The organism is Picosynechococcus sp. PCC 8807 (assembly GCF_001693295.1).
GTDB lineage: Bacteria > Cyanobacteriota > Cyanobacteriia > Cyanobacteriales > MRBY01 > MRBY01.
Genome location: NZ_CP016483.1, coordinates 914,787 through 937,632 on the forward strand (window position 1 = coordinate 914,787; position 22,846 = coordinate 937,632).

The window sequence follows — 22,846 nt, forward strand, 5'->3', positions numbered from 1 at the left end:
TTTATTAAAAAATATTTCCTATCAACTCAAGGATTCAAGCTAATGATTAGATGTGATTGGGATTAAAGTTTGGCAAAAGCGAAGAATGTGTTCGACGACGAGGGTTGTTTGCTCCACATGGGGGAGGTGGCCACAATTGGGAATCCAGTGGAGGGTGCTATTGGGTAAGCCCTGTTGAAAGCGATGGGCTGCTTTTGTGCCAAGGATTCGGTCTTGTTCACCCCAGAGAATTAAGGTAGGTTGCTGGATCTGCTTCAATTTGGGATAAAAAGAGCCATAGCCACCGCCTTTCGTAAATTGAATCAAGGCTTCCTGCCAGCGATCGCACTGGACATGCATCGCGCCACAGAGTACCGCATCTGTTGTGACTTTTGTTTTATCGAAATAGGCACTCTGGCAAATCTTTCGGCGGATATTCATACTCCCTAAAAATTGTGTAGCCCACCGATCCAAAGGCGGTACCATCGCAAAGCGGCTGAGGGGTTTTGGGGCCAGACCAGCACTATCTAAGAGGACAATTTGCTTGACCGCGTCGGGGTAGCTCAGGGCAAACTCGAGGGCCACCGCCCCACCCATAGAGGCACCAACAATCACTACCGGGCGATTAATTTGCTGTTGCCAAAACTGGCAGAGGTGGGTTTTGATGGTTTCTGGGGTAAAGGGAAGCTGTTCTGGTCGCTCCGTAAAACCGAAACTGAGCAAATCCACGGCCCAAACAGGATGCTGCTGGGCTAATTTGGGCAAAAGATAGCGGTATTCTAAAACTGAGCTATCAAAGCCATGGATGAGGAGAATGTCTTGGTCGCCGCTGCCCTGTTGGACAAAGTTCGTCAAGATGGGATTTGTCTGAAGCGGAGTGGCGATCGCCACCTGTTGGAGCTGCTGGGCGAGGCGAATCGCATCAAGTTCCGTAAGCTGATTAACCAGAGGCGGTAAAAAGGAAGGATACATAGGGGATTTCAACAAATGCAGCCAAATTGCCTACTTATTGTTACAGGTTTGCCCCTGGCCTACAAGCAAACGGTGTCCGAGAAAATTTAGGGAGCTAGGGCACGCTCAAGCAAAATTGTATGCTTGGGTAGTTGTGGTTTTTCGACAATAATAGAATAGTAGGAATTAGTTCCTTAGAGCTCTTTGTGCCAGTTGACATTTCCCAATTTAAGTTACAGCTACCCATTGTGATTCACCTGCCAGAATCTGTCCAAGCTCCATCAGGATCGTCATGTTCCATTTCCCGCAACCGCCCTTGAAACTATCCCGACGGTTTATCCTCATTATTGTGCTTGCCTTAGCCTATTACGGGACCGCAGAAATTTCTCGCCAGGTTGCTTCGACCCCTCAATCCGTTACCCCTATATGGCCCCCCGATGGCATCGCCCTGGCAGCAACATTCATCTATGGCTATCAAGTATTGCCAGGGGTATTTCTTGGCTCTTTTTTGGCGAATATTTGGGCTTTTTTTCAGGGGGGAAATCTCAATCAAGCCCTTACTTCAATTGTGCAGGTATTGGCGATCGCCCTAGGCACTACAAGTGGTATGGGCTTGGGTAAATACTTACTAGATACCAAAATTCAGCGCAAAAATCCCCTCAAAAAGCTTGACGATCTCTGCAAGTTTCTTTTATTGATCGGTATTTTAACCCCGGCAATCAATGCCACAGCCGGAGTTTTTGCCCTTGCCATCGGCAATACAGTCACTTGGGCAAACTTTGGAGAATCTTGGTTAACTTGGTGGATTTCTAACGTTTCTGGAATCTACATTTTTACCCCGGCCCTAATTAGTTGGTATGAGCTATTTCAACCACAAACCTTAAATCGTCTCATTCAAAAAGCAATTTTCACTTTTAACAAACATTCTAAAAAGCCCGCTAAACTTGCCTGGAAATTATTGCTTGAAACAAGATTTGTTGAGGCCCTGAGCCTACTTACAATTATTTTGTTGATTAGTTATATTTCCTTTTCTCAAGATCTCCATTTGGAATATATGCTCATTCCCTGTCTGGTGTGGGCCGTGATTCGTTTTGGTCAATTTGGCGCGACAAATCTTATTTCCCTCGTGACAATGTTAGCGGCACTCGGCACTGTGCGGGGACTGGGTTCCTTTGCCAGTGAAGATATCAACGAATCTTTACTACGCTTGCAGTTATTCACCGTGGTAATCGTGGTGACTAATTTGAGCTTAATGGCGACTTTAAGAGAAAAAAAAGAAGCCTTTAACAATTTGCGCCAATCTAAACTCCACCTCCAAGAAAAATCATCGCAACTTGAACAAAGCAAGATAATCCTGAAAGAAAATGCTTTTTTATTAGAGCAACAAAACTTAGAGCTCATCGAAGCCAAACAAGCAGCAGAAAATGCGAATCGCACCAAAACACGGTTTCTGTCTAGTATGAGCCATGAGTTGCGCACCCCTTTAAACGCCATTTTAGGGTTAGTGGAACTGCTCAAAGATTCTGATAATTTAGACGAATATGAACGGGGAGATTTACAAACCATCAGTGACTCAGGGATTCACCTACTCCATCTCATTGAAGATATTTTAGATATTTCTCGCATTGAAGCGGGAAGAGTCGAACTTCATTTTCAAGAAGTAGATTTTCCCAAATTTCTCCAAGGGATTAAGGGCATTATTCAAGCGCAAATCAATACCGATGCCATTGAATTCATTTGTGAATTCCCCCCCAAGTTGCCAGCAGTGGTGAGCATTGATGAAAAAAAGCTTAAGCAAGTATTGTTAAATCTCTTGCATAATGCGGCGAAATTTACAGAGAAAGGCCAGATTATTTTTCGTTTAAAACTTCATTCTTTTCCCGATTTGAGTGAGACTTATACATTGCTCAATTTTGAAGTTGAAGACTCTGGGATTGGTATCGAGCCTGATAAACTCAACTTGATTTTTCTGCCTTTTGAACAAACTGGTAAAGCCAAATTTAAAACCCAAGGGACTGGTTTGGGTCTCGCCATTAGTCAAGAAATTGTCCGGATGATGGGCGGCAAAATTTCGGTGACGAGTCAGCCGGGCGTCGGCAGTAAATTTGAGTTTATGATCTGTACTCAAATTGTCAATAAACCTAGTGACTCCCTTGAAAAAAAGCAAAATCCTTTGTTTGTTTTTGATCGAGAGTTGGCGACGAAACTGCCCCTGAAGATCCTCTTAGCGGAAGATAATTTAACGAATCAAAAGGTTGTCGCAAAAATCCTAAAGAATTTGGGTTATCAGGTGGACATTGTGGGTAATGGTTTAGAAGTCCTAGAGGCAGTTGAAAAGCAAATTTATGATGTGATTTTGATGGATATTCAGATGCCTGAAATGGACGGCTTAGACGCAACCAAAGCATTACTTAAACTAAATTTGGAGCCACATCCCTATGTTATTGCGCTGACGGCCAATGCTATGCAGCATGATCGCTTGGCTTGTTTGGAGGTTGGGATGGATGATTACATTACCAAGCCTGTGCGGTTGGATTTGTTGGTACAGGCCCTGTGGCGATCGCAATGTTGTCGCCTCGTATTTTAAAAGCCTTGTGTTTGCCGATGAACCTCTAGATTTAGCAAAAATCTGTGCCCCCGGTATTTGTCTTTAGAATAGTAACGACTAAAACCAAAATTTAAGGATTGACCCCATGGATGTGAAAGCGGCGATCGCCTATGCAGCAAAAGAACCCCTCAAGGTAGAAACCGTCCAACTCGAACCCCCCAAAGCTGGAGAAGTGCTGGTAGAAATCAAGGCGACGGGGGTTTGTCATACCGATGCCTACACTTTATCTGGGGCCGATCCAGAGGGACTCTTTCCGGCGATCCTGGGCCATGAGGGGGCTGGGGTTGTGGTTGAAGTGGGGCCGGATGTTAAAAGTCTGAAACCGGGCGATCACGTTATTCCCCTCTATGTGCCAGAATGCCGCGAGTGCGAATATTGCCTCAGTTTTAAAACAAATCTCTGTCAGGCAATCCGACTTACCCAAGGCCGGGGCGTGATGCCCGATGGTACCGGACGTTTTTCGATTAATGGTAAGCCGCTGTTTCACTACATGGGCACCTCCACCTTTGCTAACTACACCGTGGTGCCAGAAATTTCCCTGGCAAAAATCCGCGAAGATGCCCCCTTTGATAAGGTCTGCTACATCGGCTGCGGTGTCACCACGGGGATCGGGGCGGTGATCAATACGGCGAAAGTTGAAGTGGGGTCAAAGGTAATTGTCTTCGGCTTGGGGGGCATTGGCCTAAACGTGATCCAAGGCTGTCGCATGGTGGGGGCAGATATGATTGTCGGCGTCGATATTAACGACGATAAAAAGGCGATCGCCGAAAAATTTGGTATGACCCATTTCGTCAATCCCAAGGAAGTCGAGGGTGATCTCGTGCCCTACTTAGTGGATTTAACAAAAGGCGGTGCGGACTATACCTTTGAATGTATCGGCAATGTGGAGGTGATGCGCCAGGCGTTGGAAAGCTGCCATAAAGGTTGGGGTGTTTCTACCATCGTTGGGGTAGCAGGCGCAGGCCAAGAAATTAGTACCCGACCCTTCCAGTTGGTGACGGGGCGTGTCTGGAAAGGAACAGCCTTCGGGGGCGCGAGGGGCCGTACCGATGTGCCGAAAATTGTCGATTGGTACATGGAAGGCAAAATCAACATCGATGATTTGATTACCCACACCATGCCCCTTGAAAGGATTAATGAAGCCTTTGACCTGATGCACGCCGGGGAATCCATCCGCAGCGTGGTCACCTTTTAGGTCATCAAAATTGGTAGGGGTTTACCATGGTAAGCCCCCATAGCACGATCAAATTAACGATGACAAACCTTGTTTTAACGAAAGAAACCCTCTGTTTTGGCGGCAAAGTGCAGTATTACCAGCACGATTCTGAGGCGTGCGGTGTACCGATGAATTTTGCGGTATTTGTGCCGCCCCAAGCCGAAACTCGACCCGTACCAACCCTCTATTACTTATCAGGTTTGACCTGTACTGAGGAAAATTTCACCACGAAGGCAGGCGCTCAAAAATATGCCGCAGACTATGGCTTAATGCTCGTGGCCCCCGATACTAGCCCTCGCAATACGGGCATCGCCGACGAGGATAAAGATTGGGATCTTGGCAGTGGCGCCGGTTTCTATGTGGATGCAACCCAACAGCCCTGGGCAAACCATTACCAAATGTACAGTTACATCACCGAGGAACTGCCCAAACTCATTGAAGCGAACTTTTCCGTGACGGCGAAACGGGGAATTTTTGGCCATTCCATGGGGGGTCATGGAGCTTTAATTTGTGCTCTCCGGCAGCCTGATTTCTACCAGTCGGTGTCTGCCTTTGCGCCGATTGTTGCGCCGAGCCAATGCCCCTGGGGAGAAAAAGCGTTTACTGCTTATCTGGGCACGGATAAAACCCTCTGGGAAAATTATGATGCGACGGCTCTCTTACAAAAAAATGGCCCTTTAAAGTACCCAATCCTGGTGGATCAAGGCAGCGCCGATGGTTTTTTGGAGAAACAATTACTGACAGAAAAATTGGCGATCGCCTGTGAAAAAGTCGGTCAACCCCTCACCCTCCGCTACCAAGACGGCTATGACCACAGCTATTTTTTCATCGCCACTTTTATGCTTGACCATATCCGGCACCACGCCCAATTCCTGATTGGCTAAATGTTTTCGCCGAACCTGTTCCATAATGGGAACATCAGTTTAGGTGTGAGCCAAGCGTTACAGAGATTATGATTGGGCAGTTACTCGATGGCCGCTATCGCATCGTCAAATCCTTGGCGGCGGGAGGCTTTGGGCAAACCTTTATCGCCGAGGACATCAAACAGTTCAACAAGCCCTGTGTCGTTAAGCAGTTTAAACCCAGTTTTTCTGATCCCGAAGCCCTGAAGGTGGCGCGGCGGCTTTTTGAAGCGGAAGCCCAACTGCTCAATCGCCTGGGAGACCATGATCAAATTCCCCACTTGCTCGCCTATTTTGAAATCAATCAAGAATTTTTCCTGGTTCAGGATTTTGTTGAAGGCCATAGTCTCGAGCGGGAAATCACCGTCGGCAAAAAACTTAGTGAAGCCTATGCGATCGCCCTGTTAAAAAGTATCCTCGAACCCCTCAGTTTTATTCACAGCCAAAACGTGATTCACCGGGATATTAAACCTGCCAACCTGATTCGACGGAAACAGGACGGCAAAATTGTCCTGATCGATTTCGGCGCCGTGAAAGAACTGGCGGGAACCCAAATCAATGCTCCGGGTCAAACCCGTGTCGGCACTATCATCGGCACCCCTGGCTATATGGCCAACGAGCAAGGCCGGGGCAAACCCAAGCTCAGCAGTGATATCTACGCCACAGGCTTAATCATTATCCAGGCCCTTACCGGGAAGCTCCCTCCCATGGGTTATCGTAGTGGCGACGAACTCTACGAAGATCCCCAAACGGCAGAGATTCTTTGGCGTCAGGATGCCCAGGTTAGCCCAGAATTGGCAGCGATCCTAGACCGAATGATTTGTTTTGATTTTCGCAGTCGCTACCCATCGGCCATGGCTGTTCAAGCTGCGCTTCAGTCCCTGACTGGTACCGCCCAACCCGTCACCAAGCCAGCTATTAATCTCCAAAAAACGAATTTGCAGGAAGCAGCAGTCCCAGCAACGGTGGTGAGTGGCGGTTTGGGTCAAAGCGCTCCAGGAAAAGCGCCCCTCGCTACTCCCCCAAAAATTCACTGGGCCAAGTTTCTGTTTCGTGCCGCACAACGTTTTATTGGGGTGTCTTTGCTGATTATGGGACTACCGATCGCCATCTATGGTTTTGTGGAAGGGGTCAATGAAAATGCTCCCCAGGAGGACCGCGAAGGGGCGATCGCCGCTTTTATTATTTTCGGGGTTCCCTTTGCTGGTACAGGTTCATTTATGCTGTGGCGGTTAAATCGCCAAGTCCGGAAAGAAAAATTTGACTCCGACTGGTTGCGGCAAAATTTCTACCAAACCCTCAGCGAAACCAATGGCGAAGTGACGGTACTCCGTTTTGCCCAAAGTACCCAGCTTTCCGGCAAGGAAGCGCAAAAATATCTCGATGCTAGAGCCAAAGAATTTAACGGCACAACCCGGCGATCGCCCGATGGGGAAATTCTCTATTCCTTTAAGCTCTAGCCCAAATTTTTAGGACGCAGCAAATACTTGGGGGGTTGCCGATTGGATCTTAATTTCGACCCGCGACCCGACGGGAACCAATTGGTTGACTCCCATGCGGGCATGGAGACATTTCCCCGAATCTGTCTGGAGACAATAGCGGTATTCCCGGCCCAAAAATTGCCGCTCCTTCACAATTACCGGGGATTCTGGCTGAGGAATCAATTCCAATTCCTCCTCCCGCACCATTAATTCTCCCTCGGCGGCCTGTTCTGGGGGGGCGATCGCCACTTTAAATTCACCGATCTCCGTGCGCCAAACCCCACCGATCCACTGGGCTGGTAGAAAATTCGCATGGGTGACAAATTCCGCCACAAACCGAGAGGCCGGGCGGGTATAAATTTCCTCCGGTGTGCCCAACTGCTCTAAATTCCCCTGGCGCATCACCGCAATCCGATCCGAAATGGCCAGTGCTTCCTCTTGGTCATGGGTGACAAAAATCGCCGAAATTCCCGCCGCTTTAATAATTTGGCGAATCTCATGGCGGAGGTGATGGCGCACCTGCACATCCAAATTACTCAGGGGTTCATCTAACAAAATTAATGAAGGACGGGGTGCTAGGGCGCGGGCGAGGGCGATCCGTTGCTGTTGCCCCCCAGATAGCTCGTGGGGATAGCGCTTTTCTAGGCCCGCAAGTCCCACTAAATGCAAAATTTCTTGAATTCGTTGGCGAATTTCCTGGCGGGAAAATTTGCGTTCACGGTGGCGCAACCCAAAGGCAATGTTATCGGCGATGGTGAGGTGGGGGAACAGGGCATAGTCTTGGAAAACCATCCCGGTATTCCGCCGCTCTGGGGGAAGGCAATTTTCTGGGGTACTGACGGGTACGCCATTGAGAATAATTTGTCCTGCGCTGGGCTGCTCAAACCCGGCGATTAAGCGCAGTAACGTCGTTTTACCGCAACCAGAAGGCCCTAAAAGTCCGAGAATTTCCCCCTGTTTGAGTTGAAACTGAATATCTTTGACCGCTGGTAGATCTTGGGCACTGAAACGTTTACAAAGACTTTCGACACGTAGGATGGGGGAATCATTCATGGGGGTTTAACGGTGACTCTAATGGCAGGGCCTTGAGACAATTCCCAGAGGCGATCGCCAATCAATTAAGAACTATTCTCAACTGCTGCATCATAACATAGGAATATTTAGTTTGATCGATCAACGGCAAGATATTTTGCACAATCGAGGGAAAGTGCCTTTGTTCTCCCTGGGGTGCTGTGGGGGAGATTCCACGGTAAGCTAGAAGAACAATTATTTTTGCTCTATTGATATTCACAACAGAACCGTTAATGACTCTACCGAAAACCCTTGAAGCCCATGAAAATGGACGTTTAGTCTGGGATATCGCGGCTGCGGCCGATGACCGGAAAGCCGAAGATATTACGATTTTGAAGGTAGATCAAATTTCCTATCTGGCGGATTTTTTCGTTGTGGTGACAGGATTCTCGCGGACTCAGGTGCGGGCGATCGCCGATGCCATCGAAGAAAGATTAGAAACAAAATATGGCAAAGTGCCCCTACGGATGGAGGGCAAAAGTGAAGGGATGTGGATTCTCCAAGATTATGGCGAAGTGATTGTACACATCTTCCTGCCCCAGGAACGGGAATTTTATAACCTCGAAGCCTTCTGGGGCCATGCCGAACGCATTGAATTTGAGCCTGCCCTTCCTTAGATTTTTTGAGATGAAGCGTCAAGGGTATCTTTTTAAAAGCCTGGACTCTTTCTCGTAATTAATTAAATTAGTTCTGATCAGGATCGCAATGGTGCGTTAGTCGCCGTTGCGATATATTACGCTTGCCATTTATTTTCTCAGAAAAATGCTGCGTGACGTTCCGATGGAGGGGCGATTAATTCTCCTCCCAGAAATCACAAAAGGCTTTATCTCTTTACAGTTAAACCCAGCTAAAAAACGATTTTTCAAGGCTTGTTGATGACTTTTGCTTAGTGAAAAATCAATATTTCTTTAAGAAGAAATGTAACAGTAGATCTCAGTTTTTAAGGCATTTCCAACCCCAGAGAAAGTTATTAAGTTTCCCAAAATCTTCGTGAATTTTTTTGGCGATCGCCCCGGAGATTTCCTTTTAAGAATTTTTTAAGATATAGAATAAACGTGAATTGAAATAGCAGCCTGTCACCATGATTCTGTCCAGTCATGGCATGGAATTAGCGCTATTTTTTTGTTTTGTGGGTCGAAATCCATGAATGTTCAACAATTACTACGCGCCTACGAACATGGGGAACGAAACTTTGCCGGGATTAACCTGCAGGGAGCCGATCTCCGGGGTGAGGCATTAATTGGCGTCAACTTCCAGGGGGCCAACCTCATGGGCGCGAATCTGAGTCGAACATTTTTACTAAAAGCAGATTTGTCTGGGGCGGCATTAAATTGGGCAAACCTCGCCCATGCCAAACTAAACGATGCCCAGCTTATTGGTACAGATTTAACGAAAGCGACCTTAGACGGGGCCTTTATGGTCAATGCTCAACTGATCGAAGCGCGTTTGTGTGGGGCCAGCCTAGACCATACAAATCTACGGGGCGGGAATCTCCGGCGGGCTAATTTGTGTGGCGCGAATCTCGCCCGGGTGAACCTACGCCAGGCAAACTTAAATCAGGCAAATTTAGCCTGGGTTAATGCCCAGGAAGCACGCCTAGGCCATGCGGATCTCCAGCACGCTAATTTACACCATGGCAATTTTAGCCGCGCTTTTTTACGGGATGTGAATTTGCTGGGCATGGATTTAGCAGGGCTAAATTTTTCAGGGGCGAAACTTTATGGCGCTAATCTCCGGCAGGCGAATCTTCAGGGGAGTAATCTCGTCGAAGCCAATCTAAAGCTCGCCTGTTTAGTCGAGGCAGATCTGCGGGGCGCGAAGCTCGTCGGGGCAAAATTAGAAGGGGCAGACCTGCGGAATGTGCTGCTCGAGCCAGAAAATTTAGCGTATTTACCGGGGATTGATCGTCCGGTGCTGGCTAATTTGACCTATCACTCACCCGATGCCCACGGGGGCTGGCAAGGGTTACCCCAGGCGGTTGGTTAGTTGTCAGTCAGACCTCGCCCAGAGATAGGCAGGGACTGCAAGTTCTGTTATGTTTAAGGACTTAGACAGTCTGGGAGACAGCCGAAGGGAATGGCTATTTTGCGCAGTGTACGGTTGGCGATCGCCTGTGGTTTAGGCAAAACAATTACAGCGGTGGTACGGGGCCTCAAGCTTAGTGCGGGCAGTGTCTTACCGGGGGCGATCGCCCGACGCATTTTTCCAGAGATTCTGCCGGATCTGTTCCAACAGGCGAAAAAAGGCGTCATTTTGGTGGTGGGCACAAATGGTAAAACCACGACTTCTCTGCTGATTAAAGCAATCCTCACGGCCCAGGGCTATAAGCTCGCCCACAATGCTACCGGGGCAAATTTGATCAATGGTTTAACGACGGCCCTCCTGGAACACGCGAATCTTTTCGGCCAGCTCGACATTGACTACGCGATCCTAGAAGTGGATGAAAATATTATTCCGATCCTCCTCAAAACCTGCTCCCCGACCCATATCCTCGCCCTCAATTTATTCCGTGACCAACTCGACCGTTACGGCGAAGTCGATACCATTAGTCAGCGTTGGCAAACGGCGATCGCCCCCCTCCCGCCGGAAACCACGATTATCGTCAATGGCGACGACCCGACCCTCAATGATCTGGGGCAAAACCTCAGCCAAACGGTGAAATTTTTTGGCCTTAATGAACCAGACCTATACCTAGAGGCCATCCCCCATGCTGTCGATTCCATTTATTGTCCCCGCTGCGGTGCGCCTCTCACCTACAAAGGCGTTTACCTCTCTCACCTCGGCGATTACCACTGCGATAGTTGCGGCTTTGCCAAAAATCCCTTAGATATCCATAGCCCCGACTGGGGTCAAATCCTCATCGGCGTTTACAACAAATACAACACCCTTGCCGCCGCTCTCTTGGCGGAAACCCTGGGCATTCACCGGGACATCATCAACGAACAGATTCAGTCGTTTAAAGCGGCCTTTGGTCGGGCGGAAGAATTAACCGTCCAAGGAAAATCGGTGCGAATTCTGTTGTCAAAAAATCCCGTGGGCATGAACGAAACAGTCCGCGCCGTCACTGATTTACAGCAACAAGGGAAAACGAGCACCGTCCTCGTCGTACTCAATGACCGCACCCCTGACGGCACCGATGTGTCCTGGATTTGGGATGTGGATCTCGAGAAGCTCACCCAATCCCCCGGCAAAATTATCATCAGCGGCGATCGCACCTACGACATGGCCCTGCGGTTGCGCTATTGCGAAGGGGCTGCCGAATTAATTGTGGAACCGGATTTAACAAAAGCCCTCGACCAGGCGATCGCCCTTAGTCCAGCCGAGCAAACCCTCCATATCCTGCCCACCTATTCAGCGATGTTAGAGGTGCGCCAAATGTTGACGGGCCGCAAAATTTTGTAGGCTAGCAAAAATAAATTCTGCTCTCCAGCGCCACCGTTTTTTTTGATGGATACCACGACGCAAATTTTGTTTGAAACTGGCAAGGATGCTTTTCTTCAGGGGGAATATCGCCAAAGCATCGACTATTTCCAGCGCACCGTTGCAAATCTACCTCCTTATTCCCGCGAATCTGGGGAAGTACAACTCTGGCTTGTCAGTGCGTACCAGGCCAATAATCAAGGGGAAAAGGCGATCGCCCTCTGTCGTGAACTAATGACCCATCCCTTTGCCAGCACCAGCCAACGGGCCCAGCGACAACTGTATATCCTCGAAGCCCCCAAACTCGAACGACCTAAAGAATGGCTCACGGAAATTCCCAGCTTAGATAACCTTGATCCGGCAAAATCGCTCTATGTCGAAGGCAAGAAAAAAGTGGAAACCAAAGAACTGGCCATCGAGGATTTTGAAGATCTGTCCCAAATCGAAACCCAGGATAACCAATTTCTCTGGTGGGCTTTGGGCTTGGGTCTCATTGGCTTGACCAGTTGGGGCATTTGGGGTGGTTAGAATCTCCAGCAATCCAAGAATGGTGGGATGGTGCGGTAGGATTTGAAGGCTGTGGCTCCCTTCCCCTCGGTATGATCAAACATTCGTCAGCCTCAACTTTGGACTATTTACCACCCCTAACAGAACTGGGGATGATTCTCCTGCCGATTGCCCCTGGTTGGGGAGTCGCTTGTCTGGGGATTCAAATGATTGTGCTGTTAAAACAGGTCGGACAGCAGTTGTGGCAGCAACCGTTGACTTGGATTTTTGGGGCCATTTCAGTTTGGTTGTTTGGAGTAACGGCGATCGCCCCCTATCCTTTGGAATCTTTGTTGGGGGCTGCTAACTTTGTCCCGTTTTTCCTGTTCTTTCTAGCCTTTTCGACCCTATTTAATACCTTGGAGCGTTTGGAGCGATTGGCTTGGCTGATTGTGGCCCCTTCTTTGGCGATCGCCGTTTTAGGTTTAGGGGAGCTTTGGTTTGGCTGGCGGACGCCCCCTCTGATTTGGCAACTGTTTGGCTGGGGTTTGACAGGGGAAGGAAATCCCCCCACGCGGTTGTCCTCCACGTTCATGTATGCCAACATTTGCGCCGCCTATCTGCTGATGGCTTTTTTATTGGGGGTGGGGCTGTGGTTAAAGGATTTCGCCTGGGGAAAGTTACGGCAGTCCCGAATTTTTCTCTATCTCACCGTGACCCTACTCCTGGATGGCATTGCCCTGATTTTGACGAATTCCCGGAATGTCTGGGCGATCGCCTTTTTAGGGCTGTTTATCTATGCCATTTATGTGGGTTGGTGGTGGATTTGTGGCTTTGCAACGGGCTTCGGTACCGCCATTCTCGGCGCATCTTTTGGGCAAACCCCCTGGCGCGATCCCCTGCGCCAGATTGTGCCTTACTATTTTTGGGGACGTTTATCGGATCAAATGCACCGGGGCCGTGCCATCGAAGATCTCCGCATTACCCAATGGCAGTTTGTCCTAGACATGATTCGTCAGCGGCCTTTGACGGGGTGGGGCATCCGCAGTTTTACCCCCAGCTATGAAGTGGCGATGAACCGTTGGCTGGGCCACCCCCACAATTTTTATCTGATGCTCACTTCTGAAATTGGCATTCCCTTCGCGGCTTTATTGATCGGTACTATTGGCTGGCTCTATGCCCAGGGAGTGTTGGCCTGGCACAAGTTATCTGACCGGGGCGATCGCCTCCTCCTATTTAGTTATCTGATGGCTTTTGGCGGTTATGTTTTGTTCAATACCCTTGATGTGACGGTGCTCGATTTGCGTTTAAACTTATTTACTTGGCTCCTCCTGAGCGCGATCTGGGGTTTGGGGCAGCAAGTAAATCAGGCCGGAAATCAAAGTCAAAGCGACAGCCAGCCAGAATAAACCTAAAGCCAATATTTCCCCTTGGGCGGTAATTGGGTAAATTAACAAGGCGATCGCCGCAATTTGGGTCACTGTTTTCGCCTTTCCCCAGAGATTTGCCCCCTGAATTTTCTTTTCTCCGGTGACGCGCCAGCCAGCAATGGTCAGTTCCCGCGCCAAAATTAGAAAAACGCCCCAAGCAGGAATTTGTTGTAGATGAACCAAAGATAATAGCGGCGCTGTGACTAGCAGTTTATCCACGAGGGGATCAAGAAATTTGCCTAAATCTGTCACCTGATCCAGTTTGCGGGCTAAATAGCCATCCAGCCAATCGGTCAGGGCCACGACGAGAAAAATAATTAGGGCAATGAGGCGTAGTCTCGGCGTCGGATTTTCTAGCAGAAATAAGAGGAAAGGCACACCCGCCAATCGAGAAACCGTGATCCAAGTGGGTAAATTCATATAAACTTCTCAGAACAACCTAACCTCCCATCATGTCACACCAATGTCTGTTTCCATGACACGCGTTGCCCTCTTTGGTACCAGTGCTGATCCGCCTACGGTGGGCCACCAAGCGATCCTCCGCTGGCTCAGTGAACATTACGATCAAGTGGCGGTTTGGGCTGCTGATAATCCCTTTAAAAAACATGGGGCATCCTTGGCTCAACGGTCGGCGATGTTGCAGTTGGTGATCGAAGATTTGGGTTGCGACAACGTTCTGGTGGATGAACGCCTCAGTGATCGCCGCAGTTTACATACCCTCCAGCGCGCCCAGACTATTTGGGGTCAAGAAACAGCATTTTTTTTGGTAATTGGCTCTGATCTAGTCAGTCAAATTCCCCGTTGGTACCGAGCCAAGGATCTTCTCCGACAAGTTACTCTCCTCATTTTTCCCCGCCGGGGCTACCCTCTCCAACCAGAAGCACTCCAACAACTAGAAGCCCTCAAGGGTTCCTGGGAAACAGCTACCTATGTGCCACCCTCGGTTTCTTCCAGTGAATATCGCAGTGAAGGCAAACAAAAGACAGTTATTCCCGCTGTTACTGAATATATCCAGACCCACAATCTATACCAAGAGCTTTCTTGAGTCGTTTAAAAATTACGCATCAGTCGAGGCGATCGCCGTTTTGGATAGGGTCTTGGGGGAGGATTATTGGGATTTTTGCTGTAGCGTACCCGCAGTTGTTCCCGCACATCCCAAAACACATCCCGTCGCAAATAGGGATATAGCCCCACCCAAAGATTAAGTCGAGGTACATAGGCATCCGTCACCTTTAGTTTGGGGCCGAGATTGCGCTGATTCGATAACACCAACAGTTCAACGGCTTGGCCTGGTTTGAGGTTGCGATGGATGGGGGCGACTGGGGCTTGAATGCGGGCCAAATAGCCTTCTTTGTCACCGACTTCTAAGTTAATGCGGCGTTCTCGATTTTCGACCCGCAACAAACGACCAAGTTTATCGACTTCTTCCTGGGTACGGACAATTTCTTCGGTGAGGTAAACATCGAGAATCTTGCCCCGCCAAAAAAAACAGTAGGCTTGCCGCCGATATTCCGCATTTTTCAGACTGGCTGAGTAGATGGGCGACCAAAACCAATACAAACCACCAATGATTTGGGTCAAGAGCCGCAGGGAATCGGTTTCTCGCAGCAAGAGGCCCAGTAAATAAAACAAGACCACCAAAATGAAAGAGATTAGGGCGCGTCGTAAAAAATCTTCGGTTTTCCCCCAGTAATATTGGTATTGCTCGGCGCTGGCGACCAGGGGAATCAGTTGTTCAAATTTCTCTTGGGTAATGGGAATGAGCATTGGTTAATCTTGGGTGCCCCCTTGTGGCGATCGCCCTTGATGATCCTGAATGATTTTGGTCACCGCTTCAACAGAATCATCGACAATTTCGGCAATTTCCTCCACCGAAAAATTCCTTTGTAAAAGACGAAGTACAACTGAAATTTCTTTTTCCCGCTGACCTCGACGCTGACCTCGACTAAGAATTTCGTTATACCAAGGCGATTCCCGAAGTACAGTCATATCCCACCTCATAATTTGTTGAACAAGGGGCAGCTCCAATACAAAGCTAGCAAAAAAGGCCAACAGCGGCTCCAATTCATCGAGTCGTTCCTCTTGACGGAGTTGGTAGACCGCTTCCCGAATTAAGGTTTCATCATTGCCCCCGGCAAGAATCGGGACAAAGGGCAACAACGAGGTTAGGGATTGGGCCAAAACCAAATTAGCTTCCACCTCCCAAAGATTAATCACCTGATAATCCTGCCTCGTTTGCAACCTTTTACACTCCGCTTGGTAGGAAGTCGGGATCTGGGGTTTGCTTGCCGGGGGCAGAATATTGATCAGTACTGGGTAAACGGGCAAGTTGAATTTTTCCCGCGCTAGGGCTGCATAGGCCGTCATCCGACGGGGCATCTGGGCGGTATAACGCAACTGCAATTCGTTGAGCAGCAGAAAATCGCCATCTTGGGGACAGGTCACGCGCAACAGCACATCGCTATCACGGCTGACCCACTGGAATTGGGGATCGATAAATTCCTGGGCCTGGAGCGTTTGATCCCCCATGACCCACTGCACCCAGGCATCGGGGTTGAGACTAATGAGACGTTTACTGTCAATGTCGGCGGATTTAGCCATAATTTTGGCAAGAACTACAGGATATTTTCTAAGCCGTAAACAAGGGTATTCAACTCGGTTACTTTGCGAATCGAGAGTAGTACACCGGGCATATAGCAGGAGCGATCGCTGGTGTCGTGGCGTAGGGTATAGATTTGACCAGGGGCACCGAAAATCATTTCCTGGTGGGCGATCAAACCAGGGAGGCGGACGCTATGGATGCGGATATTATCTTCGGTGACAGCTCCCTTTGCACCGGGCATTTCTTCTTTTTCCTCTACTTCAGCAGGATTGAATTGCTTGCCGAGCTCTGCCAACATCTGCGCCGTTTTAATCGCAGTGCCGCTGGGGGCATCAGCTTTTTGGTTGTGGTGTAGCTCGATGATTTCGACGTGATCGAAATATTTAGCGGCCTGTAATGAAGCCTGTTGCATGAGGACGACGCCAATGGAAAAGTTGGGAATAATCAATGCTCCAGTGCTGGCTTTTTCGGCAAATTCCTTGAGGTCATTGATTTGTTCTTCGCTTAATCCTGTGGTTCCCACAACAGGACGCACCCCGTAGGCGATCGCCGCGCGCGTATTGGCATAAACCCCACTGGGATGGGTAAAGTCCACCATCACCCCTTGGATTTTGCTCTGGGTCGCCATGACGAGGGAAGCCTCTAAATCATTCACAATGGGCACTTCAATCGCACCACAGCCCGCAACTTCCCCTGCATCCTGACCGAGGAGCGCCGGATTTTTATCCACAGCAGCGACAATTTCTAGATCCGCTGCCCCAGCCACTGCTTTGACCACTTCCCGGCCCATTTTGCCACCGGCACCGTTGATCACCACTGGGATTTTGTTGATATTTTCCATGACTTCCCTTAGAAAACTTTTTTAAAAAGCTTGACACAAGATCGCCAAAGTCACAATAATTGAAGTTTGTGTGAATTAGAGTAGACAAACCCTTGGCTAACGTAGTTGTCATTGGTGCCCAATGGGGTGACGAAGGAAAAGGAAAGATCACGGATTTACTGAGCAAATCCGCCGATGTTGTCGTGCGCTCCCAAGGGGGCGTGAATGCAGGACACACCGTCGTTGTGCAGGGACAAACTTTTAAGCTTCATCTAATCCCTTCCGGCATTTTATATCCAGATACCGAATGTATCATCGGCTCAGGGACGGTCATTGACCCGAAAGTCCTCCTCGAAGAAATTGATCAGCTCCACCGTCTGAATGTTTCGACGGAAAATCTGTTTATCTCCCAAACCGCCCACGTGACGATGCCCTACCACCGTTTAATCGATGGGGCCTCCGAAGAAATGCGCGGCGATCGCAAAATTGGCACCACCGGACGGGGAATCGGCCCGACCTATGCCGATAAGTCCGAACGGACGGGGGTACGAGTTCTAGACCTCATGGATCTTGATAACTCCCAAGACAAATTCGTTTGGGCGATCAAATACAAAAACGTCATTCTCGAAAAACTCTACGATCTGCCTCCCCTAGATCCCCAGGAAGTCATCGAAGAATATCGTGCCTATGCCGATGCGCTACGTCCCCACGTCGTAGACAGTTCCCTGAAGGTTTTTGAAGGCGTCAACGCGAAGAAAAATATCCTCTTTGAAGGCGCCCAGGGCACACTCCTCGATATTGACCACGGAACCTATCCTTACGTCACCTCCTCTAACCCCATTGCTGGGGGGGCTTGTGTTGGTGCTGGCATTGGCCCCACCATCATTGACCGCGTGATTGGCGTCGCTAAAGCCTACACCACACGGGTCGGCGAAGGGCCGTTCCCTACAGAACTCGACGACGAGATCGGTGAACTCCTTGGCCATGTGGGTGCAGAATTTGGGACAACCACGGGGCGGCGGCGGCGCTGCGGCTGGTTTGATGCCGTTATCGGACGTTACGCGGCACGGATTAATGGCCTAGATTGTCTAGCGATTACTAAATTAGATGTGCTCGATTCCCTCGATGAGATCAAGGTCTGTGTGGCCTACGAAATCGACGGGGAAGCTTGTGAACACTTCCCGAGTAATGCTAATCTGTTTGCTCGTTGCCAGCCGATTTACAAGACAATGCCCGGCTGGAAACAGCCCACGAGTGATTGTCGTTCCCTCGATGAGTTGCCCAAGGAAGCGCTTGCCTACTTGAAATTCCTAGCAGAACTAATGGACGTGCCGATCGCCATTGTTTCTCTAGGGGCAGGTCGAGAACAAACCATCATCGTCGAAGACCCAATCCATGGTCCCAAACGGGCTTTGTTGGATCGTAACGGTGAACCCATCGGCTAAGCCTGCTATTTTTTAACTTTTTATTTTCTAACGCTATTTATTTAGGTTATTTCCCATGTCTTTAACGATTGAATGTCAAGCTCGCCCTGAAGGGGTTAACCCCCGTGCACTCCGCCGTGACGGCCTCCTACCCGTCAACCTCTATGGCCATAAGGGTGCTGATTCTGATGTTTTTGTGGTGAACTACAAAGACGCCCTAACGTTGCTGAAAAAAGTAACCCCCAACGAAACCGTAGTTGAAGTCAAAACCCCCGATTGGTCTGGCACTGCAGTTGTGCGAGAAATCCAGTCCCACCCCTGGAAGCGGAATTTACTACACCTCAGCTTTTTCCACACGGATGCTGCGTAAGGACACCTAATTTGATTGGTTAAGATGGGGAGGGCGTCACAGAAAGTGCCCTCTTTTTTTGTGGCTTGATAGTGAATGGGAACAGTTATGACAACGGCAACGGCCACCTGGACAAGGCGACATATTCTGTCACTGATGGATTTTTCGGTGGCGGAACTGGATGCGGTACTGCAGACGACCACTAGCTTACGGGATGTCTTATTTCGTCGCATGAAGAAGGTGCCCGCGCTGCAAGGGCAGGTGGTCACAAATATGTTTTTTGAGCCATCGACCCGTACCCGGAGTAGTTTTGAGTTGGCAGCGAAACGGCTTTCGGCGGATGTAATGAATTTTGCGCCGGGATCTTCGTCCCTGAGTAAGGGGGAAACGATTTTGGATACAGCGAAGACTTATCTGGCCATGGGGGCAGACATTATGGTGATTCGCCACCAGCAATCGGGTGTTCCCCAGGCGATCGCCGCCGAGATGGATCGGATAAATTCAGGCGTCAGTATTCTCAATGCGGGGGATGGCCTCCACGCCCACCCGTCCCAAGCCCTATTGGATCTGTTTACCATTTGCCGGGTACTCGATCCCGAAAATCCCCGGTGTGAACTTTTGCGGGGCAAAAAAATTGCCATTGTCGGGGATATTATGCACTCTCGGGTGGCCCGCTCGAATATTTGGAGTTTGACCACCGCTGGGGCCGATGTCCACTTAGCCGCGCCGCCCACTTTGCTCCCAGAAGGATTTCGGGAATTTGCCACGGACGCCGCGGGAAGCCTCAAGCTCCACTGGGACATTGAACCTGCTCTCAAAGACGCCGATTTTGTGATGACCCTCCGCCTGCAACATGAGCGGATGACCGCCCATCTCCTCCCCAGTTTGCGGGAATATCATCAACGGTTTGGCATTACAGGCGATCGCCTTAAATTTTGTCAACCAGATGTTAAAGTGCTCCATCCGGGGCCTGTGAATCGTGGCGTGGAACTTGCCTCCGATGTGATGGATCATCCCGCCCTCAGTCTTGTTTCTGAGCAGGTGACCAATGGCGTCGCTGTACGGATGGCGTTGCTTTATCTCATCGGTAGCAGTAAGGCCAATGGTTCTCTCAATTAAGCATTGGCGCAATAACCTATAGCAAAGTTGTGGTCAGACTCGGCTGCATTTTACTCAACCAATAAAACTGGAACGGTGCCAGCACAAGTTGTTTTTCAAAAATTTCCGGTGCATTTTGACTGTATAAATCAATCAATAAATCCTGGTCATGGCAATCAAAAGGATGACAGGCTAAGTGACTAAGATCTAAATTTTGATAGTCCGGTGAAAAATTTCCAATGACTAAAATATGATCCCGTTTATTGGGACTAATGCGCACAAACCCAAATAGATGCGGATTATCAATGGATAACAGTTGACGATTATTAAAATCAGCAAAAGCAGGAATTGCTTTACGTACCACAATCATGTGTTGTAAAGCAGAAAAAATACGGTGTTCAATGGTGCCTTCAATATGTCGTAGTTCTGCTTTTTTCCAGTTGATTTTAGGCCGATGAGCCCAGCGAGTATCATTGGCTTTACTCAAATTTCCCATGTAGGAATAATCATTTAAAGTGCCAATTTCATCGCCATAATAGATTAGTGGAATGCCCCCAAAGGAAAAAATAATACTGTAGAGCAATAAAATATGTTTGATAATGATCGCTATTTTTTGCTGGTCGTTGGCCTCAATAGCTGTTTCTAAGCCCATTAAAGACGTCAGAGTACCTGAAATACGGGCATCGTCATTTTTAGAATTTTGACCAAACAGTAAACCCCTCGCATCGGTGCCTTCAAATTGGCCACAAAAATAGTCAATGAGAAACCGTCGGTGGGATTTTGGGTCATAGCCTGCCTGAGCGATGTCTGCATCGGTAAACCCCAGGCCGATGTCATCATGGCAGCGGATATAGTTGAGCCAAGTGGCGCGGTCTAGTTTTGCTGGAATATTTTTGAGCCCTTGGATTAAAAGTTTGGCATTCTTGGTAGCGGCGGCATCCCAAAGGAGGGCCATGAGCGTGGCATTGTAGGCAATTTCACATTCCTTGGCGTTGATCGCATCTTCCCCGAAATACCGCACAATTTCTACGGGGGCAACAATCGCCTCAGCAATGAAAATGACCCCTGGGGCGGTAATTTGGCAGCAGTCTTTGAAGATCTGCAAAATCATGTGGGCTTCTTTTTCGTTTTGACTCTGGCTGCCGATCTTTTTCCATAGAAAAGCGACCGCATCGAGCCGCAGCACATCAACGCCTTGGTTGGCCCAAAAGAGAATAATATCGACCATTTCAATGAGCACCGCTGGGTTTTGATAATTAAGATCCCATTGGTAATTGTTAAAAACAGTCATCACCCATTTTTGTAATTCTTCATCCCAGGTGAAATTACCCGGAGCCGTTTCTGGAAAAATTTCTGGGAGATTTTTTTCAAACATGTCGGGAATATCCCGCGTGTCGAACATGTAATAATATTTTTGATATTTTTTGTCCCCGTTACGTGCTTTTTGCGCCCATTCATGTTCGTTTGAAGTGTGATTAATTACAATGTCAAGGGCCAACAAAATTTCTTTTTGGCGAAAGATTTTAACGAGGTGTTGGAGATCCTGGAGGGTGCCAATTTTAGGGTTAATTTGTCGATAATTACTAATGGCATAACCACCATCACTCGCATGGCGAGGGCACTCTAATATCGGCATAATGTGGATGAAGTTAACCCCTAATTCGCTGAAATAGGCAACGCGATCGCCTAGGTCTTGGAGATCATCGGCAAAGCCATCGGCATATAGAGTCATACCGACCCATTGGGATTCAAGAAACCAGTTAAAGTTTTTTTCCCGTGCTAGATCGGTCTGCTTAAATTCTGGCGATCGCCCAATGTATTGATAGGCCATCACTTCGACCAGTCTCAGCAGTTGTGTCTTAAAATCTGAGCGGCGACCATAGAGTTTATAAAAGAGGGAAAAAAGACTGTAAAAATTTGCTCCTAAACGGGTATAAAAATGACTTAATTCTTGTTCTTTGAGTTCGGGCCTTAATTGATCTAAAATCTCATTTAAAATCGAGTGAGAAAACTGTTCGTACATAGCCCGAAACCTAAAGTTTAGAAAATTGAACCGTATTTATAGTAAAGCAAAGGTGCTTGCAAAAAACCGTTTGCAGAAAATTAAATGAGTGCTGAGTTGACTCCAGGCAATTATAACCGCCAGGCCTGAATAAAAGGTTGATAAAATCGGGGATCTTCACTTACCGCACCACGAATCCCCACAATAGCGCTGGCAAAGGCTTGCGCCCGTTCTAGGGTTTGGGCAGATGGCCAATTATTCATAAGCCCCAATAAGCAAATACTACAAAAAGCATCCCCAGCTCCAACCGTATCAACCACAGTGGTATTTTGGAGAGGAGAAATTTGTTGGCGATCGCCTTGGGTGTAGAGACTCGCACCGGCTTCTCCCGCTGTTAGGATAATATGCCGTAGCGAATTCTGATTTAATAAATGATTGATGGCAAGGTTAGTTGAGGAAAACTCAGGTGTTAATAACGTTAATTCTTCGGTATTTAATTTCACATATTGACTAGCAGCTAGGGCAGAAGCAATAGTTTCTAATGTCCACCAGGGTTGACGTAAATTCACATCAAAAAAAATCTGGTCTGCTCGTTGCTGTAGTGCCCTAAAACTGGCTTGAGAAACAGCATTTCTGAGGGCAAGACTGCCATGGTAAAGCCAAAATTCATCTTCTAATATGGGAAACTGTTGACTATCAACAAAATCATAGGCGCAGTCGGCGGTGATTTCATATTGGGGTTGACCCTTTTCCAGAATGACTTTAACGGTTCCGGTGGGGTGAATTTTATCTATTTGAAGACCAGCAAGGGTCATCTGCCAAGCCTGCATTTTGGTTTGAATTGCCGCCCCAAGATCATCGGTTCCAATCCGAGAAATTAACAAAGGATTGGCCCCAAACGCCTGTAGATGCCAGGCCACATTGAAGGGAGCGCCCCCCAGCTTTTTATCATTGTCGGGAAAAATATCCCATAATACTTCACCAAAAATTACAATATTTTTTGCCAT

Annotated in this window: 21 protein-coding genes; 13 read left to right on the plus strand and 8 right to left on the minus strand. The window is 48.5% G+C overall.

Features of this window, described 5'->3' with window-relative positions:
* Positions 1–39 precede the first annotated feature (39 nt).
* On the minus strand, positions 40–951 hold the full coding sequence (locus AWQ24_RS04435; RefSeq protein ID WP_065716115.1) for an alpha/beta fold hydrolase: 912 nt from the start codon (positions 949–951) through the stop codon (positions 40–42).
* A gap of 271 nt (positions 952–1,222) precedes the next feature.
* On the opposite strand from AWQ24_RS04435, the gene AWQ24_RS04440 reads away from it, so the two are divergent.
* The 4 genes from AWQ24_RS04440 (at position 1,223) to AWQ24_RS04455 (ending at position 7,116) form a co-directional block, all read left to right on the plus strand.
* On the plus strand, positions 1,223–3,517 hold the full coding sequence (locus AWQ24_RS04440; protein ID WP_065716116.1) for an MASE1 domain-containing protein: 2,295 nt from the start codon (positions 1,223–1,225) through the stop codon (positions 3,515–3,517).
* Positions 3,518–3,623: 106 nt separating this feature from the next.
* Positions 3,624–4,733 carry an S-(hydroxymethyl)glutathione dehydrogenase/class III alcohol dehydrogenase gene (locus AWQ24_RS04445; RefSeq protein ID WP_065716117.1) on the plus strand — a complete coding sequence of 370 codons (1,110 nt, stop codon included), beginning with the start codon at positions 3,624–3,626 and terminating at the stop codon, positions 4,731–4,733.
* Between the two features lie 59 nt (positions 4,734–4,792).
* Positions 4,793–5,638, plus strand: a complete 846-nt coding sequence (gene fghA / locus AWQ24_RS04450; RefSeq protein ID WP_065717303.1) for an S-formylglutathione hydrolase — start codon at positions 4,793–4,795, stop codon at positions 5,636–5,638.
* A gap of 68 nt (positions 5,639–5,706) precedes the next feature.
* Entirely contained in the window at positions 5,707–7,116 is a 1,410-nt protein-coding gene (locus AWQ24_RS04455; protein WP_065716118.1) for a serine/threonine-protein kinase, read from the plus strand.
* Positions 7,117–7,125: 9 nt separating this feature from the next.
* Here the strand turns inward: AWQ24_RS04455 and AWQ24_RS04460 are convergent, their stop codons facing one another.
* A complete protein-coding gene (locus tag AWQ24_RS04460) occupies positions 7,126–8,190 on the minus strand; it encodes an ABC transporter ATP-binding protein (protein ID WP_012306499.1) in 1,065 nt (354 codons plus the stop codon).
* Positions 8,191–8,441: 251 nt separating this feature from the next.
* Here AWQ24_RS04460 and rsfS point away from each other — a divergent pair, with 251 nt between their 5' ends.
* From rsfS to AWQ24_RS04485, 5 genes are all read left to right on the plus strand, one after another.
* The gene (gene rsfS, locus AWQ24_RS04465) at positions 8,442–8,825 is read left to right on the plus strand and encodes a ribosome silencing factor (RefSeq protein WP_045442200.1); all 384 of its coding nucleotides are present in this window, start codon (positions 8,442–8,444) and stop codon (positions 8,823–8,825) included.
* Between the two features lie 526 nt (positions 8,826–9,351).
* Positions 9,352–10,194 (plus strand): pentapeptide repeat-containing protein, encoded by an 843-nt coding sequence (locus AWQ24_RS04470; RefSeq protein ID WP_232318870.1) that lies wholly within the window; start codon positions 9,352–9,354, stop codon positions 10,192–10,194.
* Positions 10,195–10,284: 90 nt separating this feature from the next.
* Positions 10,285–11,610, plus strand: coding sequence for a Mur ligase family protein (locus AWQ24_RS04475; RefSeq protein ID WP_065710317.1), 1,326 nt, complete (start codon positions 10,285–10,287; stop codon positions 11,608–11,610).
* Between the two features lie 45 nt (positions 11,611–11,655).
* Entirely contained in the window at positions 11,656–12,156 is a 501-nt protein-coding gene (locus tag AWQ24_RS04480; RefSeq protein ID WP_065716120.1) for a hypothetical protein, read from the plus strand.
* Positions 12,144–13,523: an O-antigen ligase gene (locus tag AWQ24_RS04485; protein WP_232318871.1), complete on the plus strand. Its 1,380-nt coding sequence runs from the start codon at positions 12,144–12,146 to the stop codon at positions 13,521–13,523. The genes AWQ24_RS04480 and AWQ24_RS04485 overlap by 13 nt, the downstream gene beginning before the upstream one ends.
* Here AWQ24_RS04485 and pgsA read toward each other — a convergent pair.
* Entirely contained in the window at positions 13,428–13,964 is a 537-nt protein-coding gene (pgsA, locus tag AWQ24_RS04490) for a CDP-diacylglycerol--glycerol-3-phosphate 3-phosphatidyltransferase (RefSeq protein ID WP_065716121.1), read from the minus strand. The genes AWQ24_RS04485 and pgsA overlap by 96 nt on opposite strands.
* Before the next feature lie 55 nt (positions 13,965–14,019).
* Here pgsA and AWQ24_RS04495 point away from each other — a divergent pair, with 55 nt between their 5' ends.
* Entirely contained in the window at positions 14,020–14,589 is a 570-nt protein-coding gene (locus tag AWQ24_RS04495; protein WP_030007538.1) for a nicotinate-nucleotide adenylyltransferase, read from the plus strand.
* 5 nt (positions 14,590–14,594) lie between these two features.
* On the opposite strand, the gene AWQ24_RS04500 is transcribed toward AWQ24_RS04495, so the two are convergent.
* Genes AWQ24_RS04500 through dapB form a run of 3 tightly spaced genes read right to left on the minus strand, consistent with a single transcriptional unit; the run spans position 14,595 to position 16,987 of the window.
* A complete protein-coding gene (locus AWQ24_RS04500; RefSeq protein ID WP_012306507.1) occupies positions 14,595–15,311 on the minus strand; it encodes a hypothetical protein in 717 nt (238 codons plus the stop codon).
* Between the two features lie 3 nt (positions 15,312–15,314).
* Complete coding sequence (locus AWQ24_RS04505) at positions 15,315–16,145, minus strand: transposase (RefSeq protein ID WP_065716122.1); 831 nt, start codon at positions 16,143–16,145, stop codon at positions 15,315–15,317.
* Positions 16,146–16,159: 14 nt separating this feature from the next.
* Positions 16,160–16,987, minus strand: coding sequence for a 4-hydroxy-tetrahydrodipicolinate reductase (gene dapB, locus AWQ24_RS04510; RefSeq protein ID WP_065710322.1), 828 nt, complete (start codon positions 16,985–16,987; stop codon positions 16,160–16,162).
* A gap of 92 nt (positions 16,988–17,079) precedes the next feature.
* Between dapB and AWQ24_RS04515 the strand changes: the two genes are divergently transcribed.
* From AWQ24_RS04515 to AWQ24_RS04525, 3 genes are all read left to right on the plus strand, one after another.
* On the plus strand, positions 17,080–18,411 hold the full coding sequence (locus AWQ24_RS04515) for an adenylosuccinate synthase (RefSeq protein WP_012306510.1): 1,332 nt from the start codon (positions 17,080–17,082) through the stop codon (positions 18,409–18,411).
* 55 nt (positions 18,412–18,466) lie between these two features.
* The gene (rplY, locus tag AWQ24_RS04520) at positions 18,467–18,760 is read left to right on the plus strand and encodes a 50S ribosomal protein L25 (RefSeq protein ID WP_012306511.1); all 294 of its coding nucleotides are present in this window, start codon (positions 18,467–18,469) and stop codon (positions 18,758–18,760) included.
* Between the two features lie 87 nt (positions 18,761–18,847).
* Positions 18,848–19,858, plus strand: a complete 1,011-nt coding sequence (locus AWQ24_RS04525; RefSeq protein WP_041443396.1) for an aspartate carbamoyltransferase catalytic subunit — start codon at positions 18,848–18,850, stop codon at positions 19,856–19,858.
* 16 nt (positions 19,859–19,874) lie between these two features.
* Here AWQ24_RS04525 and AWQ24_RS04530 read toward each other — a convergent pair whose 3' ends face one another.
* Entirely contained in the window at positions 19,875–21,860 is a 1,986-nt protein-coding gene (locus tag AWQ24_RS04530; RefSeq protein ID WP_065716123.1) for an alpha-amylase family glycosyl hydrolase, read from the minus strand.
* A 110-nt stretch (positions 21,861–21,970) separates the two neighbouring features.
* Positions 21,971–22,846, minus strand: a complete 876-nt coding sequence (locus AWQ24_RS04535; protein WP_065716124.1) for a carbohydrate kinase — start codon at positions 22,844–22,846, stop codon at positions 21,971–21,973.